This window comes from Candidatus Eisenbacteria bacterium (genome assembly GCA_018831195.1).
GTDB lineage: Bacteria > Eisenbacteria > RBG-16-71-46 > CAIMUX01 > JAHJDP01 > JAHJDP01.
Window position 1 is genome coordinate 22,756 of sequence record JAHJDP010000109.1, and the last position, 18,043, is coordinate 40,798.

14 protein-coding genes are annotated in these 18,043 nt (G+C 54.2%); 10 read left to right on the top strand and 4 right to left on the bottom strand.

Annotation, left to right across the window (positions count from 1 at the left end; translation table 11 throughout):
• Nucleotides 1-10: 10 nt before the first annotated feature.
• Nucleotides 11-1,789: an NAD+ synthase gene (locus KJ970_19110; GenBank protein ID MBU2693030.1), complete on the bottom strand. Its 1,779-nt coding sequence runs from the start codon at nt 1,787-1,789 to the stop codon at nt 11-13.
• A gap of 192 nt (nt 1,790-1,981) precedes the next feature.
• Here KJ970_19110 and KJ970_19115 point away from each other — a divergent pair, with 192 nt between their 5' ends.
• Together KJ970_19115 and KJ970_19120 are read left to right on the top strand one after the other, a co-directional pair.
• Nucleotides 1,982-3,769 carry an ABC transporter substrate-binding protein gene (locus KJ970_19115; protein MBU2693031.1) on the top strand — a complete coding sequence of 596 codons (1,788 nt, stop codon included), beginning with the start codon at nt 1,982-1,984 and terminating at the stop codon, nt 3,767-3,769.
• A complete protein-coding gene (locus KJ970_19120; protein ID MBU2693032.1) occupies nt 3,766-5,745 on the top strand; it encodes a HAMP domain-containing protein in 1,980 nt (659 codons plus the stop codon). Before KJ970_19115 ends, KJ970_19120 begins: the two co-directional genes overlap by 4 nt.
• A gap of 68 nt (nt 5,746-5,813) precedes the next feature.
• Here KJ970_19120 and KJ970_19125 read toward each other — a convergent pair whose 3' ends face one another.
• A complete protein-coding gene (locus tag KJ970_19125) occupies nt 5,814-6,914 on the bottom strand; it encodes an HD domain-containing protein (GenBank protein ID MBU2693033.1) in 1,101 nt (366 codons plus the stop codon).
• 297 nt (nt 6,915-7,211) lie between these two features.
• Between KJ970_19125 and KJ970_19130 the strand changes: the two genes are divergently transcribed.
• A complete protein-coding gene (locus tag KJ970_19130; GenBank protein ID MBU2693034.1) occupies nt 7,212-8,096 on the top strand; it encodes a lysophospholipase in 885 nt (294 codons plus the stop codon).
• Here KJ970_19130 and KJ970_19135 read toward each other — a convergent pair.
• On the bottom strand, nt 8,067-10,295 hold the full coding sequence (locus KJ970_19135) for a T9SS type A sorting domain-containing protein (protein ID MBU2693035.1): 2,229 nt from the start codon (nt 10,293-10,295) through the stop codon (nt 8,067-8,069). The genes KJ970_19130 and KJ970_19135 overlap by 30 nt on opposite strands.
• A 206-nt stretch (nt 10,296-10,501) precedes the next feature.
• Here KJ970_19135 and KJ970_19140 point away from each other — a divergent pair, with 206 nt between their 5' ends.
• A complete protein-coding gene (locus tag KJ970_19140; protein ID MBU2693036.1) occupies nt 10,502-10,843 on the top strand; it encodes an STAS domain-containing protein in 342 nt (113 codons plus the stop codon).
• 6 nt (nt 10,844-10,849) lie between these two features.
• On the opposite strand, the gene KJ970_19145 is transcribed toward KJ970_19140, so the two are convergent.
• Entirely contained in the window at nt 10,850-11,722 is an 873-nt protein-coding gene (locus KJ970_19145; GenBank protein MBU2693037.1) for a radical SAM protein, read from the bottom strand.
• A 54-nt stretch (nt 11,723-11,776) separates the two neighbouring features.
• Between KJ970_19145 and KJ970_19150 the strand changes: the two genes are divergently transcribed.
• From KJ970_19150 to KJ970_19175, 6 genes are all read left to right on the top strand, one after another.
• Nucleotides 11,777-12,532, top strand: coding sequence for a phosphatase PAP2 family protein (locus KJ970_19150; protein ID MBU2693038.1), 756 nt, complete (start codon nt 11,777-11,779; stop codon nt 12,530-12,532).
• Between the two features lie 235 nt (nt 12,533-12,767).
• Nucleotides 12,768-14,993, top strand: coding sequence for a carbohydrate binding family 9 domain-containing protein (locus KJ970_19155; GenBank protein MBU2693039.1), 2,226 nt, complete (start codon nt 12,768-12,770; stop codon nt 14,991-14,993).
• A gap of 10 nt (nt 14,994-15,003) precedes the next feature.
• Nucleotides 15,004-15,651, top strand: a complete 648-nt coding sequence (locus tag KJ970_19160; GenBank protein ID MBU2693040.1) for a hypothetical protein — start codon at nt 15,004-15,006, stop codon at nt 15,649-15,651.
• Nucleotides 15,652-15,769: 118 nt separating this feature from the next.
• Nucleotides 15,770-16,483: a hypothetical protein gene (locus KJ970_19165; protein ID MBU2693041.1), complete on the top strand. Its 714-nt coding sequence runs from the start codon at nt 15,770-15,772 to the stop codon at nt 16,481-16,483.
• A complete protein-coding gene (locus tag KJ970_19170) occupies nt 16,480-17,442 on the top strand; it encodes a C39 family peptidase (protein ID MBU2693042.1) in 963 nt (320 codons plus the stop codon). The genes KJ970_19165 and KJ970_19170 overlap by 4 nt, the downstream gene beginning before the upstream one ends.
• 75 nt (nt 17,443-17,517) lie before the next feature.
• Nucleotides 17,518-17,844 (top strand): T9SS type A sorting domain-containing protein, encoded by a 327-nt coding sequence (locus KJ970_19175; protein MBU2693043.1) that lies wholly within the window; start codon nt 17,518-17,520, stop codon nt 17,842-17,844.
• Nucleotides 17,845-18,043: the final 199 nt, after the last annotated feature.

Sequence of the window (18,043 nt, forward strand, 5' to 3'; positions counted from 1 at the left end):
CGTGTTCCAACTACCTGAATTGCGGCCGGTACCGGTTGGTCAGCGGGTACCGGCGGTCCTTCCCGAAGGCCCGGGGTGTCAGTTTGACGCCCGGCGGCGCCTGGCGGCGCTTGTATTCATTGCCATCCACCCATCTGAAGACTTTGGAGACCGTCACAGGATCAAATCCCTTGGCGGAGATCTCTTTGGGGCTGAGATCCTCTTCAACCATCAACTGCAGGATGGCATCAAGCTGACTATAGGCCGGCAGGGTATCCTGATCGATCTGATCCTTCCGGAGTTCCGCGCTGGGCGGCCGGACCATCGTATTTTCGGGGATGGGCCCATCGTCCGGGCCCAATGAGTTGCGCCATCTTGAAAGCTCAAAAACCCTCGTTTTGAAAACATCTTTAAGAACCGCAAAACCTCCGGCCATGTCTCCATACAATGTACAATAGCCGACAGCGAATTCACTTTTGTTTCCGGTGGCAAGGACAAGCGCTGAAAACTTGTTCGAATAGGCCATCAGGAGATTACCCCGGATGCGGGCCTGGATGTTTTCCTCGGTGACATCTTCAGGAAGACCTTTGAAGGGGATCTCCAGGGTTTCACGATAGGATTGAAATAGGGAGTGGATCGACAAGACATCCAAGCGGATCTTCAGACGGCGGCAGAGTTCACGCGCATCCTCGAGACTGGCAGCCGAGGAGTAGGGTGAAGGCATGGCCAAACCGGTCACGGCGCCGGCGCCCAGGGCGTCGACGGCCAATGTCGCCGTCAGCGCGGAATCGATGCCGCCGCTGAGACCGATCACGACGCGCTCAAAGCCGTTTTTCCGAACGTAATCTCTGAGACCGAGCAGGAGGGCTTTATAGATGGAAGCGTTGATCGCAGGGAAGGGCTCGATCCTGGGTTTTAAAGCGGCCTTCTGAGCTTTTTGTTGAAGGGAAGTGATGAGGGCGGCCGGTAGTTCGACGCGATCAAGGTAAAGATGTTCCTCAAGATACTCCAGGCCTTTCCCACCCGGTTCAACAAAATGATCATCCGGTGGGGAGAGCCGTTCCCGGTCCATGGGCGCTGCGGGGAGATCAATATAGAGAAGATCCTCATCAAATATCCGCGCCCGTGCGAGAACTTCACCCCGTGGTGAGATCACGAGGGAGCTGCCGTCAAAGACCAACTCGTCCTGGCCGCCGACCTGGTTGGCGCAGATGAGGTAGACGCCGTATTGACTGGCGCGGTGGCGAAGAAGCTGCTCCCGGAATTCGCTCTTTCCCATGTGGTAGGGGGACGCGGAAATATTGATCAGCATCTGGGCCTCGCCGGTCTCAGCTTGAACCATGGGGACGCCCCCCCGCACCCAAAGATCTTCACAGATGTTGATTCCTATCCGCCAGCGTTCCCATTGATAAACCGGACAGCGAACCGACGTGGAAAAATATCTCTTCTCGTCGAAAACGCTGTAATTGGGCAGCGTGCATTTGTCATAAAAGTCGAGAAACTCCGCGCCGTAGAAGAGAGCGGCTGAATTGTGGATCCCCTGAGGGGTGGTTCGGGGGAGCCCCAGGCAGGTGAATAGAGGGGGCGCCGACCGGCGGATCGACTCAAACTCTATCATCGCATCCCGGAGAAAGGAGGGTCTGAGCAGCAGGTCCTCCGGGGGGTATCCGGTGAGCACCAGTTCCGGGAAGATAATCAAATCGGCCTGATTGTCATTGGCTAACGTCATATAATGTATTATGTTGCGGGCATTGCCCTCCAAGTCGCCCACGATCGGATTCAACTGTGCGAGCGCCAGCCGCATCCCCATCCCTCCCTCTACTGGAAATCGTTATTCCCTGCCCACTTGAGAGTCCACAAGTCGAAGGCAAACTTCAAGCTCGGTCTTCTATGCGCCGATGACCATAGGGTAGGGTTTCACCCGCCAAGCGGGTGCAGGACGTCGGGACCGAAAAAGTTCCTAATCAGCGGTGGCCCGGTTTGGCTCCGGGCGGCATAGACAATGCGGGAAAGAATGCAAGCAACACACAAACTTATATTTTCGGCCATCCGTAATCCCGTCCGAGCCGGGCGCCTGCATCTCTTTGCAGCCCTCCTCATCATTGGCCTGCTGGGGTGTGATTCCCCGGAACAGACAAAGACGGAAGAGACGGCGTCGGTTGTGAACTTTCTTCACGGCGGGACCCTTCGCATTATCCACAATGAGCCGGGGAGTCTCGATCCCATGGAAGTGGATGATGTCTACGAGTCGGGAATCACAAACAATATCTACGATGGATTGGTCAGGCTCAATGAGTCCTGCCAGCTTCAGCCGCATCTGGCGGGGACGTGGATTGTTTCGCCGAACGGCAGGGAGTATCAATTCGAATTGCGGCCGGATGTGCGCTTCTCCGATGGAACGCCGTTCTGTGCCCTCGATGTTGTGGTGACCCTCGCATCCATTCTTTCACCCCTGAAGAGCTGCCAGCCCTTTGCGGAAACTTATATAGAGATGATTGAGGGAAGCAAAGCGTTCCGCCGCGGGGAGGCGCCGTGGCCCTCCGGGCTTCTGGCCCCCGATTCCTTGACGGTCAATATCAGGCTTGAAGAACCCCTGGCGACATTTCTTCTCGCCCTGACGATGGATCAAGTCCGCATTGTTCGCTGGAAAGAGCGGATCGATCTGATACCGAACGGACTGAAGTCGTTGACCGGTTATGTCTCCCAGGAGATATTGGACAGCGCTTATACAAATAAGCTGGGGAAGGATCCTGAACGGATGTTCTTGCCGGGTACCGGTCCTTTCATCCCCGTCGAATGGATCCCATTGGATCATGTTACGCTGATCCGGAACCCGGATTATTGGGGAGGGGAACCGGGCGTTGACAGCCTCCTCTTTATCATTCGGCAGAGTTGGAGCGCGGAAGAGATTCTGCGTCTTTTCCGGAATAGAGAAGTCGAGATGACCTTTGTCCCGCGGGGCAAAGAGGAAGAGATGAGAAGAGATTACGGGGCTCGGATTGATGTGGGACATGAGTTGAGTTTCTCTTTTATTGGATTCCGAATGGATCGGCCGCCTTTTGACCAGGTTCTTTTCAGAAGGGCGATGGCGCATGCCATCAATGTCGAGAAACTGGCCGCCCTCGATCCGGAATTTGCTCAGGCCGCCAGCGGTATCCTTCCGCCGGGCATGCCCGGATATAGCCCGGAGATCCAAAGGCTCCCCTTTAATCCGGAAGCGGCGCGGTCGAACCTTGCACAATTAGGATATAGCCCGGCGAATCCCGTTCCCGCTTGCACCCTCTTTACAACACCTTCATCAGACCCGGAACAGCCGTTTGACCTTTCAATACAAGAAGATTTGGCGGCCGTCGGTATTCCCCTGGTGATCGAATATGTAGAATGGACGGAACTGGATGAAGGGGCGGTCGATGGGAAGCTGGGATTATTCAGCTTCGGCTGGGTTGCGGATTTGCCTGATCCCGATTCTTTCTTCTATTTCCTCTTTCACACCCAGGGCGATAACAATCTTTTCTCCTTCTCCGACCCGGTTGTCGATGAGCTGATCGAGGAGGCCCGGACGAGCCGGGGGGCCGAGCGTTGGGAGATTTACCGGCGTTTGGAGGGGATTATCCTCGCCAAGGCGCCGATCATTCCTTTGCGAAACACCTCACAGCTCACCGCCTGGCAACCTTATGTCATGGGTGTGCGCCCCAGTCCGATGGGTCCTCAAATGATGCCGCTCGAACGGATCCATCTGATCCCCAAGGAGCAGGCTTTGGAAGCTATTTGTAAAAAGGACCGGCCATGAGCGCGCTGAATGGAACATCACGGTCTTTTGTCCCGTTGAACCGGCGCTTCACCATGGCTTTCGCCATGGTCATTCTCGGCCTCGTCGGTTTGATGGCTCTGCTGATCGAATTCCAACACCGCAGCACGATTCGAAGTGAATCACGGGCCCGAACAATGGCCATCGCGCGATCGATTGCGGGATCGGCGGCGACATCATTGGTGGCGTACGACTATATCGCTCTTCAACAAATCGCCGACGGCGCGCATCGTCAGGATCCACTCATTCTCTATGTCATTATTCATGACAAAGAAGGCCGGGTCGCCGGTCATAGCACCCATCCGGAATCGGTCGGCCGTTTGTTACAGGATTCCCGATCGATCCGGGCGCGGGCCACCACCGAACCCCTGATCCAGGAGGGGAAAGGTGAGATCAAGGAGAGCTCCGCCAGCATTCTTGAGGTTGATCTGCCCGTTCGTCCCGACGGCCCGGCCGGGGTGCGATGGGGTACGGTCCGCGTCGGTCTCAGCTTGGAGTCGTTCCACCGCGAGATCGCCTTTGTCCGACGGTTGTTGATCGCTCAAGCCCTTCTGGGTCTCCTGCTCGGTGTTTTCGCCGGCCACATTCTATCGAGGCGTATCACAAGACCGATTAAGAAACTTGTTGAGGCGAGCCGGAATCTTGCCGAGGGACGCTGGGATTCAACGCTGAAAATCGAAACCGGGGATGAGATCGGGATTCTGGCCACTGCTTTCTCTGAGGCGGCCGGCAAACTGACGCAGAAAGAGAAAGAACTTCTGGATGCGCAGGATGAACTCCAAAAACTCAACGCCGGATTGGAGGAAACGGTCAGCCTGAGGACCGAAGAGTTGATGGCTTCCCGCAAGCTCTACCAGCTCCTGGTCGAGAACGCGCCGGATTCGTTTGTCTTGGTTCAGGACGAAAAGATCATCTTTGCCAACAAGGCTTTTGAAGAACTCTTCGGGCCATGGGAGCGGGATACGCCCGTGCATGCAAAACCCATAGCAGATGTCTTCCATCCCAGCCGCCGGGGTGAGATGAGTGGCGTTCTCAAAAAGGCCCTGCAAAGCGATGAGGCGTTTCTGAGCGAGACGCAGGGCGTCAGCGCATCGGGTGCGCCGCTCGAGTTGGAGATTCGTGGAAGGAAGGTCTCTTATCAGAATGAAACGGCTTTGGAATTTATCTTAGTCGACATCACGAATCGAAGACGGTTGTTGCGGCAACTGGTTCAGTCGGAAAGATTGCGGGCGATGGGAGAGGTGACGACCATGGTCGCGCACAACTTTAACAATGTGCTCGCCATCATGCTTGCCCGCTCACAGTTTCTCCGGATGCGGATCAAGGAAGAATCGCTTCAGAAGAGCCTGATCGCCATTGAACAAGCCGCACAGAAAGGCGCCGAAATTGTTCGCCGGATTCAGGAATTCTATGGCGAGGAGGTCGATCTTAAATTCACGGAAATTAGTGTCAACACGACGCTGCGTGATGTTGTCGTTTTTGTTGAAAATTACTGGCAGGTTTCGAGGGGTGAGAGCTGGCATTCCATCCAGGTTGAATTGGATCTGCAGCCGACTCCTTTTGTTTGGGGCGCCGAGCCGCTGCTTCAAGACGCATTCAAACGTATTCTATTGAACTCCGCCGAAGCGATGCCGGAAGGCGGGCAGATTCGAATCCACAGCGGTGCGGTGAACGATCAGGTCATTATCAGGATACAGGATAACGGTTCCGGTATGCCGCCGGAGGTCCTCCGGCGGGCCTTCGATCCCTTCTTTACGACCAAAGGCTCCCGTTTGAGAGGTCTTGGCTTGCCCGCGGCGATGGGTGTCGTCCAGCGTCACCGAGGCCGCCTCGAATTGCAGAGCGAACCCAATCAGGGCACCCTTGTCGTGATTACCCTTCCCGCCGCGCGTCTGCATCAGAATCTGGTCGGACGGACAAACGAGCCACCCGCCGCAGATTCATCAAACGCCGCTTAAGCTCCCACGTCAGAGCCCTTCAATGTCTAGTGGATCAAGATATACCTGTTATACCTGTTTCTGCTCTCTCAGGCCGCTGATTCATTCAGTTGATCACCCCCAAAATCATCCTGGGAGTCTTCTTGTGCCATTGAGTTTTTGCTCGTCATTAAAAGAATCAATTCGCGTAATAACTGGCAATTAAAGCTTCCCCTCATCTCCTCTTGCATAATCCTGAAGGCTGGAAATGATTCGATCGCATTCTTGTAAGGTCTCACGGTTGTCAGGGCATCGAAGACGTCAGCGAGTGATGCGATTTTGGCATACAAGTGAATTTCCGGCTCTCTCAAGCCACCGGGATAACCACGACCTGAGCATTTCTCATGATGTTGCAAGACAGTTGTCAAGACGGTGCGATCAAACTGCCCGGTACTCTTTAATATTTCCATCCCCTTGGCTGGGTGCGTTTTGATAATATTCCACTCGCTCTCCGTTAGCGGCCCCTGTTTTTTAAGTATGGCGGGGTTGATTTCCGATTTCCCGATGTCATGCAGCAGAAGACTTGCGCCCAGGGAATTGAGTTCCAGAGTGCTGAAGCCGAATCTTTTCCCCAAAGCAATGCCAAAAACACAAACATTCATTGAATGCGTATAAGTCGCATAATCGTAGGCCATAATCCTTATAATGCTGGCCAGGCAAGCGCGCCCCCTTAAAATATGGGTAACAGTATTCTTTACCATTTTCTTTGTTCGCAACACATTCTCTGAGGAAGTGGGATCTTCGAACATATCTTGCACCAATTTTGTCGCTGATTTGTATAGAATTGTTGACTTTTTAATTTCCGGTATTTTGGGATCATCAAGAATGTGTCCAAGATAGGTTTCTATGTAACTATTATAGCGGTGGCGCTGACTTGTCGGAATAAAAACGGTGGGGATTTTGGCTTTTTTGAATGAAGCTTTTGACGCCTCCGTGAAATTTTCTCCGGCTGAATGTACCTGTACGTATCTGCCGAGTGCGTGTTTGTTGTAAAGGTCGAATTCAAGCGTCTGATCAATCTGAAGATTACGAACGGGGATATCAAAGTAACTACTTTCAGTATTTTGATGGTTTTTGGGGAGGGATGGTACGATGTCAGGACCGAGCTGGCGGCCCATTTGAGTCGGCTTTTCTGAACGGATTTGCCCCATCTCACCATCTCGCTCTTTAAATTCCTGGTCGCATTGGTAACAAACATACTAATCGATATCAGAAGACTCATCGGATTTTGTGCCTGAAATGTTGAGTATAACGCGGATAATTTAGAAGGAATTATGTTTACTACTGTATGGTTAGTGGCCTATTGTAAATCTTAAAAATAATACTATACCCTGGATTTGATAGGAACCGGAATTCCAAAGCCGCTCAATTCTTCTCTATGAGGAACTGAATATCTTCCCGTATCATAGTTCTGGACCTCTATTGATTGACCAATGGGGAATATTCAAATGACTCAAGTGCTGGAACGATGCTATCACGATGAAGGCTATTTCATGGCACATGGCGGGTTTCGGCTTTTTGAGCAGATTTGGCGGGCGGAGAATCAGAGAGGTCTTGTATTGATCGTCCATGGGTATGCAGAACACAGCTCCCGCTATCATGCCGCCGCCGCCCACTTCAACAATAGTGGGCTCTCCGTCTACTCATTCGACCTGCGGGGGCATGGCCGGTCACAAGGAGCCCGGTCTTGCATCCATTCATTTGATGAATATCTTGACGATTTGAAAATAGTCTTTTGCCGGGTACGAAAGCGATGGGGGAGGGCGCCACTCTTTTTGCTGGGGCATAGCATGGGTGGTCTTATAGCCCCCTTGTATCTCCTCCGTGAAGACCCGAAACTTGACGGCCTCATCCTTAGCGCCCCCCTCATCCAGCTGGGGCGTGACTATCCCAGCGTTCCCGACCGTATCATTTTCGCCTTGGGGAAATTCCTTCCAAAGTTTCCAACTGCACGGTTGAAAACAGCCTCCCTGTCCCATGACCCCGGTGTGGTGGAGCAATACAGGAACGATGCGATGGTCTACCATGGCCGGACACCGGCTCGAACGGCGGCGGAAATGACGCGGGCGATTCGGGTGATTCGATTGGAAATGAAAAAAATCGAGTGTCCGCTGATGATCCTGCACGGTGATGAGGATTCAATAACGGATATCCGGGGAAGCCGGGAATTATTTTCCTGTGCCGGTTCCCCGGACAAATCCCTGAAAGTCTATGACGGTCTATATCATGAACTTCTACATGAGCCCGGGAAAGAGCGAATCCTCGATGAGATATCCGGATGGATCAATAAGCGCCTCCAATCCTCATCTTGCCAGAACAACTCTCTCGGTTAAGGAGAGATCCCTGGTCTTCAGCTGGTAAAAATATGTACCCGAGACAACATGTCGGCCGGCATTATCACGGCCGTTCCACTGCGTCATGAAAGATCCCGCGTTGTGTCTTTCGGATTGAACGAGTTCCCGCACAAGCCTGCCCGATACGCTATATATTCGCAGAGAAAGGGGGCCGGCCTCCGGCAGTTCATAACGGATCTGACTTCGATCCTTGAAGGGGGCAGGGTAGCTGCTGAGAGCGAGTTCCGAGGGAATCGACGAAGCAGGCTCTTCAATGCCGGAGACTTCACCTTCCACAATCCCGCCGAACATCAACTCACCCGAGAACATAAAGGACCATGCGCCGCCCGGGGCCTTGGTGAAACTGTGGCCGTACTGACTCTCATCATGGCCGACCGTATTATTTTCGACACCCTCAACGAGACCGATAAAGAAAGATCCGCCGGTAAATGAGGGCTGCATGAACTCGGGGATCTCAAGAATGTTCCAGCCCGCTCGAAGCATGCTCGCCGGGTATTGCGCCTGAGCAAGCGTCGACCCGGGGAACCCACCGGCGTCATCGGCCGCGACCTTCATGGTGACAGGGGCATCGCTGAAACCGGAAAAGTAGACAGCCACCTTTGTTAAGGTCAATTCCTCCGCACTGGGCAAATCCAAGCTTGCCGACAATTCTCCATTCAGGCCGCCGGCCTGGATGCCCGATTCCGCGGTTCCGTCGTCATTGGAGCAACCCGATTCCCCGGGCCCGAGAGAATAAGCGAGGACTTCATTGGAGTCGATTGATTGATAAACATTAAATCCGTTTTGCAACTCGGCCGTCACGACATAGTAGTTGGACTGGCTGAATCCCGGCGAAGCGAACTCGATTGAAAGATCTTCCGGCATGGCTTGGGCCTGCAGAGAATAGGGGCCGCCGATAGATGTGGAATGATAAATATTGTAGGCGTTCAACCAATAGGTACTTGCGGGCGGATCCCAAGAGAGCGTCGTCGTCCCATTATCAAATAAATCGGTGAAAAGATTCTGTGGAGGCTCATTCAGGTTGTAGAGTGTAATCACAAAGGTTTCCGTGTCGGTACCATTGCCGTTATCGGCCTCGACCGTCACGGTATTTTCTCCGACCTGAACGCTGGTCGGCGTCCAATTAATCATCCCGGTGACTTCATCAATCGTCATGCCCTCTGGGGCCGCCAGAAGCGCAAAAGAGGGATCAGGGATACCTGATGATTCAACATCATAAGTATATGCGGTATATGTTTCGAAGATGGCATGATCCGGAATAGGTGCAATGACCGGGGCCGCGGTAGGATTGCTGTTTTCAAATTGGCGGACAAAAGAAGAGGCGATTGTGAAGTTGTCCGGCGGCATTCCGGTTTCTGAGACCGTCGAGACGATTTCAACAATGAGGTCGGAATCGACGCCGATCCAATCATAGATGCGGTTGTATTGCGTGCTCACCGGATACCATTGATCAATCCAGACATAAACGGCGCTTGTCTGCTCTGTATTGATCCGGATGGCATCGATCGGACCGAGATTGGGGAGAATGACAGTTCCCCAGGCATCAGCCTCGGCATTGATAGTGAGGTCGATTCTGATGTCCAGGACCATCGTGTCCCACATCTGGAATTGGTAGGTCGTCGATAGAAGCCAGTTGTCGCCATAGGCCAAGGGATCTGGAAAATCGAGAATGGGAGGCGTGAAGACGGACCAGTCATCTGTCGAAGCATTGCCGTCCGGCCAGAAGTACCCGTAATTCGTGCGACCCTGCGCCGCGATCTGATCGAGGTACATCCAAGCCTGGCCGCCGCCGATCTCTTCGGTCATCCTCTGGGAGAAGTCGGCAAGAGCATAATGGTCACCCGCAAAAAATCCGGCGCCGGGGTCATCGCCGTCATCGGTCGCGACATAATCGAAGCGCTTGATCTCGCCGGTGGGCCCGGTGGTGAAATCCCACGTCTGAGGTCCGCCGATTGTTCCCAACAACCCCGAAACTGAAGCATTGGAGGTGTTGGAATGAACGCGATAATAGTCGCCGATTTCCTGAAAGAAGTCGTCTGAGGTAAGGATCGGGGCATCCCGGTCCAACCGGCCTGTCGAAAAATCGGCGCTATTGGCTGATGTGACAAGGAGGGGGATGGCGAAAAAGATCGCTAAACCCCACCTCAAGCTTCTTTTGTGATTCTGTCGTTGCGCCATCCCAAACCTCCGTCTCTATCGCGGGTGATGAGGTGATTCCATACATTACTTCGACAATATCCTACTACATATCATGCTCTTAGGCAAGGGATCCTTGCACGGACGGGGCGGTGCAATCGACAAGCCGATGCCGGAGAGACTTGATCCTGTGACGCGGTGAATCTAGGATGCAGGGGGGTGACCGGGTGATTTGAGGGGGAGATTAAATGGATTTGAATAAGATAAAGCGCGCCGGCGATGCGGTGATTCTTCCCTTTCCCAGTGGAAGACCCAATGAAGCGGGGCGGCGTGGTTTCAGTGATGTGTTGATGGCTTTGGCGCGTGAGGGGAAATGCAAACGAATTGTCATTGATTTGGTGGAAACGACCTGGTTCTCGAGCATTGATCTTGGCGTGCTGGCATTTGCTCTACGAGAGTGCAACCAGCGTAATATTGCTCTTATGCTGGCGCGGGTCAATAAACAGGCGTTGCGGGTTTTCGAAGTGACAAGGATGAATGCTGTCTTCTCAATGTACGATACCGTGGAAGAGGCGCTGGGGACGGGTTGATGTGTGCTATAACCCCCGGAGAAACTCCGGCCTGAGGGACACATCGCCGCGCAGCGCGGCGTCGATCGCGGCGAGGATCTCTGCTTTGTTTCTCGGCAGGGTGCCGCCGAGCGGCAGGTAGTTCGACGCGTGATTGGCGCGGAGGATGGAGCCATCCAATTCCAGATCTTCTACAATCCAACGGAGTTCCTGAAGCGATTCCATCGGGGTCAGTTGGTCAAACTCCCCGGCGCCGGCCTGGTCGTATAATTCGGTTTTATCGATTAAAGTCACGGTAAGGAAGGAGGTGAAGCGGGGGTTCATCTGATTGAGAATTTCCGCCGACCTCTTCGCATGACGGTAGCTTAGCCTGGCGCCCCCGAGCCCGAGAAGCGTCATTACGCTTGTTTTCATACCGGCCGCCTGCATGCGCCGCACAGCCTCCACCATCTGCACCGCTGTGCACCCTTTGTTGATCCGCTCCAGGACTTCTTCATCGCCGCTTTCAAGACCGAGATACCCAAGAGTGAGTTTGTTCTCGACGAGTTGGCGCAGCTCTTCATCAGATTTGCCGCGAAAGTTGTGTTCATAGGTGTAGATGCCGACCCGGTGGAGATCCGGGAAAGTTACCTGCAGCTTCTTGAGAATGCGCAAGAGCTTTTCAGTCTTCAGGCAGAGAGCATCGCCGTCGGCCAAAAAGACCCGGCGGACACCCGGTCCCAATTGGCACCTGGCCTCGTCAATAAAGGCAAAAACCTCGGCTTCGGGTGTAACGCGAAAATTCTTCTCTCGATACATCCGGCAGAAGGTGCACTTGTTCCAGCTGCAACCCAGTGTGACCTGGATAATTAAACTGCGGGCCTCGCTGGGGGGCCTGTAAACGCTACCCGTGTACTCCATGGGGGCAGTATACTGACTCATATGTGTTCGAAGCAAACCATGTGGAGACGGGTGGTGCTGCCGGCAGTCCTTCTTTTTGTGGGATCAGGATGCGCCACGCTTCCAAAAGCCCCCGGAAGAAAGCCGTTCCATGCTGCGGTTATGGATGCGGCGCTTGATCCCCAGACCTGGATCCCAGCCACCGCGGCTCTTCTCATCCAGATCGACGGCACGGACACGCGCATCAGTGAGTGGGGCGCTGATGCGACACCCATCTTTGGTTCCCGTCACGCGGCGTCCCGGGCAAGCGACAATCTTCGCCTTGCCACTGTCGGCCTATACGTTTCCACTTTGCTCGCGACGCCCAGCGGAACGAAGGTCGATCAATGGCTTATGCGCAAGCTTAGGGTGGGCGCCGTGGGAGTGGGTGCGCAGATTCTGACATCCGGCGCTGTAGGATTGTTAAAGGAAGGAACGGGGAGGACGCGCCCCGATGACACAGATGACCTGAGCTTCCCCTCCGGGCACGCCGCCAGTTCTTCGCTGCATGCAACTCTCGCCTCCCGAAATATCGAAAGTCTGAGCCTATCGAACCGATGGCAAGCGGGATTGCAGATCGGATGTATCAGCACGGCGGCCGCCTGTGGATGGGCCAGGGTTGAGGGTCGCCATCATTATCCCTCGGATGTTCTCACCGGCTTTGCCCTGGGGCATTTTATCGGGGTTTTAATGACGGATGTTTTGCTTGGATTCTCGGGGATGGAAAATGTGAATTTTGTCGCAACCAAGGCTAAGGATGAGACTTCATTTGGAATAAACCTCCATTTCTAGATTCCCTTCATTCCATGTGAGCTTCGAATGGGTGCAAATATGGAGTATTCGCTTCAGCGTCACGCTTGTCCCCGCGGGGGGTGGGTTGGGAGGGACAAATAATCCGCCCTGCGAAGCCCCGCAACCCTTTGGCGCCGAACCCCGTAAAAAGCTGCAGTCGATAAGAAAGGTTTGAACGATTCGGGCTTTTTTACCGTCTATCTAAAGGTGGCTGCGGGGTAGAGGAGGAGTCGATGTGAAGTCATTGGCCGCGGTTCTGGGGTCCTTGCTGCTATCTTTTTTGGTTCTAACCATTCTCTTGCAAACCGGGCCGGTCCTCGCGACCGATGGCGTCGAGAAAACGCCGCATCTCATACCCCGGATCGAAAATACGATCTCAATCGACGGCGCCCTCGATGAGCCGGCCTGGGCTGAGGCCCTGGTCATGGGGGTGAATACTCAGGTGCGCCCCGGAGACAATACGGAGGCGCCGGTTCGAACCGATATGCTGCTCGCCTTCAGCGATACCCACTTCTACGTGGCCTTCAGGGCCTTTGATCCCGACCCCTCCCAGATCTACGCCCATCTCTGCGACCACGACAATATGTGGGATGACGAGTGGGTCGTCATTGGAATCGATACCTACAATGACCAGCGGGGCGGTTATGAGTTCGCCTGTAATCCCCTTGGGATTCAGGGGGACACGGCCAGCGGAGTGCACGGTGACGGCAACTCCTGGGATGCCATCTGGGACTCCGCCGGCCAGATCTTTGATTGGGGCTACAGTGTCGAGATGGCGATCCCGTTCTGTGCCATTCGTTTTCAGACAGAGAAATCGACGCAAATATGGGGTGTGGACGCTGTTCGGTCGTATCCACGGGATGTTCGCTATCACCTCAGCCTTTATCCACGGGATCGCGACAATAATTGTTATTACTGCCAGATGGAGAAGATCATCGGCTTTGAGGGGGCGACCCCGGGCAGGAATATCGAGATCGATCCGACGATTTCCGGTATCGCTACGCAGGAGCGCGAAAACTTCCCGACCGGCGATTTTGGGGATGCGCAGGATGACGTCAATATCGGTGTAACCGGACGATGGGGTCTAACGCCGAACATCACCGCCGGCGCCGCTATAAATCCCGATTTCTCGCAGGTTGAGGCGGATGCCTTTCAGCTCGATGTGAATCAGCAGTACGCCCTTTACTATGAAGAGAAACGCCCCTTCTTCCTCGAGAGCGCGGGGGTCTTTGACAATTTTTATTCACGATCGATCGCCTCTCCGCATTGGGGCGCTAAGCTGACAGGCAAAGCTGGAGCGAATGCCTTTGGAGCTCTCGTCGCACGGGATGAGATCACGAATCTCATCTTTGCGGGAAGTCAATTTTCGAGGTCCACATCTCTCAATCTGGAAAGCACTGCCATGGTGGCCAGCTACCAGCGGGATATCGGAGAGCAGTCGACGGTGAATGCTTTTTATAATGGGCGCGAGGCCGACCACTATCACAATCGTGTGGCGGGCGTCGAAGCGGATATTTGGCTGAGTGAGAACACCAAGATTGAAATTGAAGGAAAGAGATCCGATACTCGGTATCCGGATGAATTGGCCGCCGATTATGATCAGCCGGATGGCGAATTCTCCGATGCGATGTTTGCCACGAGCATCGGCAATTACACAAGTGGGTTGGATGTCTATGCCAACTACTCAATATCCGGAGAGGATTTTCGTTCTGATTTGGATTATATGCCGGGAGTGGGTTACTCACATACAGAGGCCGGATGGGGACATACCTGGCGGCGGGGGGCGGGCGGCTGGTGGAACATGCTCAATTTCGGGAGCAGCTATGTATATCAGGAAAATGAGGATAAATCCCCCCGGCGTCGTGGCGGCAACTTCTGGTTTAATTATGCTGGCCCGAAACAATCATATGGTGACCTCAATGGATGGTATGGGAGGCAGACCTACCTCGGGACGGAATTCGACACCTGGAACCTGTCGGCCGATGCCGGCGCCTGGCCCAGTGGATCGGTTTACCTCAGGGGAGATGCGGGCTATGGCGAGGCGATGGACTACCGGAATGCTCGAACGGGCCGGCGCCTAAGCCTCGAGCCCCGGATCGAGTTCAAAATGGGGCGTGGACTCTCTGTCGTTCTGGCGCACACATTTGAGCGCTTTGATATCGATGAGGGCCGGCTCTACACGGCGAATATTTCATATTTAAGGACCATCTACCAACTTAGCCGCCGCGCTTTTGTGAGGGCGATCTTGCAGTATGAAAATTCCGATGAGACCAGACTCTATTCAGGCGAAAACTCCGAATCGAGTTCACTTGCCACACAATTCCTGGTATCGTACAAAATCAATCCACAGACTGTCTTTTTCCTCGGTTATTCCGACGGGCATTATGGGGATCATGATGTCAAGTTGACGCAGGCCGAGCGGACGGTATTTGCGAAGATCGGGTATGCCTGGGTGATGTAGGGAGGCTGTCATGGGATGGATAGGTGATAAACTGGCCCTTTTCTCTAAGAACCTGGAGCAGTACGCGGGCGGTTATGTCCGGGATCTTGTAATGAAGGGCAGTGAGGATTTGGAGGGCCGGGCTGATATCGATGATCTCGCGGTTTGGATGAAGGATGCCATGGATCGACTGACATCCCTGGTCGACGAAGAAACCGCTAAGAAGATCATGACCCAGAATGCCTGCCGCTTTATTGAGGAGACATTTCTTGGCGATACGGCCGGCGCGCTTGCAAAGTTGCGAGCGGTTTATAGAGAGAATAGAGACATCGATGAGATTATCGATTTGATGAATAAGGATACTTCATTCAATAGCGGTTCGATGTTTCCGCGCTATGAGAGAATAGGAAGCACGCTCTTCAATACAAAGAGACCGTGCCGAGCGAAGGAATATGAAGCCGCCGCCAGCCGATACGAGAGGCAGTTGAACTATTGCTACTGCCCCTTCGTGAGGGCTACAAAAGAGAAAATCGCCCCCGTCTACTGCAGCTGTGGCGCGGCCTTCAATAAATTTATCTGGGAGGAGATTGTTGAAGGCGAGGTCAAGACCGAAGTGGTTGAGTCGGTTATGGCCGGCGGCGAAACCTGCCGTTTCGCGATAATATTGCCGGAAGCTTAAATTTGCTTGTCCCTCCCGCCCGAATTTTGTGGTACCATTCCGCTAAGAAATAGACCTTCCTCTATATTTATAAATATGGATGTTTTCTCTCATCCTTCACCCGAAAGGAGGCAGAGAAATGTTCAATCGTATCGTATTTCTCCTATGTTGTTCCCTCCTCATCTTGAGCCCACTGGTCATCCCCGGCGCCGGCGCACAACCGGATCCCGAAGCCGCCGGAGTCATTCCGAAAGCGGCGATTCACGCCGCTCAGCAGGGGCTACAGAGGTTTCTGGATCTCATACCACCCGGCGAGCTGGGCCACTTCGGGTTTCAAGACCGGGGAGAATTGAGCCTGGCCGCTTTGGGCGAGCCCTTCATGATCTATCCCCTGACCGCCGACGAGATTCTCGCGGACGCGGAGGATCTTTCTCGGATGGCCGGCATCCATCCCACCGGCGTTTGGCAGTTCCCCGTCGTCGCTGCCGGAAGCCCGCGGACCCTCTTGACCGTGGATCAAATGCCGGATGGGTGGGAAGCGGTCGATCTGGGAGGTTTGTCCCCGGCGCCTGAGATGGAGGTGTTGGTGGCCCGGTGGCCCGCCTCAGACGGCTACCAATTGAGATACCTCTTCATTTATCAGACCGGGAGCCAGTTCGTGTGGGTCACCGGGAAGGGTGAATCTCAGCTGGTCCCCTTGGAAGCGACAGCCCGTTCGTTGGGACTACTCGATGAGGGCAGCCGGTTCGAGTATCGGCCGATGCCCCTTTCCGAGGCTGTTGCCATTCTGGCCCCTTATGTCCGGCTCGCGCTGGTGCGGCGGCAGAATGAGGGAGAGGAGGGACTAAAATGAAGGATTCCAAAAGGGTAGCCCTGCTTCTGACCCTTGCACTGATGGTCTTCGTCTTTATAATTCTTGCCCCGGGTCGTGGAGCGGCGAAGTTTCTTTCCGTTCCTGTTGTGGGACAAGAACAAACCAATTGGTGCTGGGCCGCCTGTACGGAAGCGGTTCTTGATTACTATGCTATTTCAGCGGAGCAATGCGACATCGCCAATGCGGCCTGCAGTGATCACAGCCCGTCATGGTGCTCCTCCTGTGTCTCTGATCCCGACTATTGCTGCAACAACCCCGGTCATGCGACCTGCTGTAACAAGAGCAATTGTATGTATGGGGCTCCGGGCTGCCTGGCTGATCTCTTGGCAACCTGGGGTTTGGGATCCGCCGGATATGCCGGGGTGCTTTCACTGTCGACCATTAGAAATGACATTAATGTTAATTGCCGTCCCATTATCATTAATTGGTACTGGACGGCGGGGGGCGGGCATTACATCGTCGGGCGCGGCGTGACCAGCGACAATATGATCTATTATATGAACCCTTTGCCCGTGGGATCGGGTGGGTACCATATCGCGAGCTATAATTGGGTTGTCGATAGCTCCGATCATTCCTGGGAGTTCAGCCTCAGGATGGTCTCGGGCCATTATTGCCCGGGCCCGGATGTCGTCGTCTGCGAACCCCAGGGGGGCTCCAACCCGAACCATCCGACGACCTACTGGTACGATGTGACACCCACGACGGGCGGCCGTTGCGATGTGCATCTCGAGACGTTTGATCCCAACTCGAATAATTATACCAATTGGGTGCTGCCCAATGGCTGGTTCCACTATATTTTCAACTATGATGGAAAGTATTGGATCTGCATGTCGAATCCGGGATGCGCCCATCCGATCACGACAACAACCAGGCTCCAGTTTGACAATCCGTATGGAGCCCGCTGGGGGATGTGGGTGACCGGCACCTCCGGTGGCTGACTGTTTGACCCGGGTCTGGCGGACTGGTCAGACGATCATGCAGGAGAGACGGATGGATATGGTTACCGAGTTCATGTGCCCGATACGAGTCTGGCGTCGGCGGTCTCTGATCCCACGCCGGGGGAGGCGTTCTATCTGGGCGAGGGGTATCCACTACCCTTCACCGATACCATCGAGATCCATTTCGAGGTGCCGGTGGAATCCCTTGTTAAGGCTGAAATCTACAATATCCAGGGACGGGTTCTGGCCGTTCTAATAGATCGGAGAATGCCGGTGGGTCTTCACAGGCTCATCTGGGATGGCCGGGAGGACTCAGGGCATCGCGTTGCCCCCGGCCACTATTATTGCCGCGTCAAAATAGCCGGCGCGAGTCAATTCCGGAAGCTTGTCTATGTCCGGTAGGTGAATTTAGTGTTGAGAGTCTTCTCGTGTGTCTTGTGAAGCTATCACGCGAACCGACCGCATTGGTAGCGGTTAGCGGATCATGTTATGGTCGCATAGCATCTTCTGCCATCGGTTGAGGCTTCGATCTCTCCCCTTTATTACCCCAAGCTGGGGTCACTAACTGTCGATATCTCATGAAGACCACCGTTCCGATGGA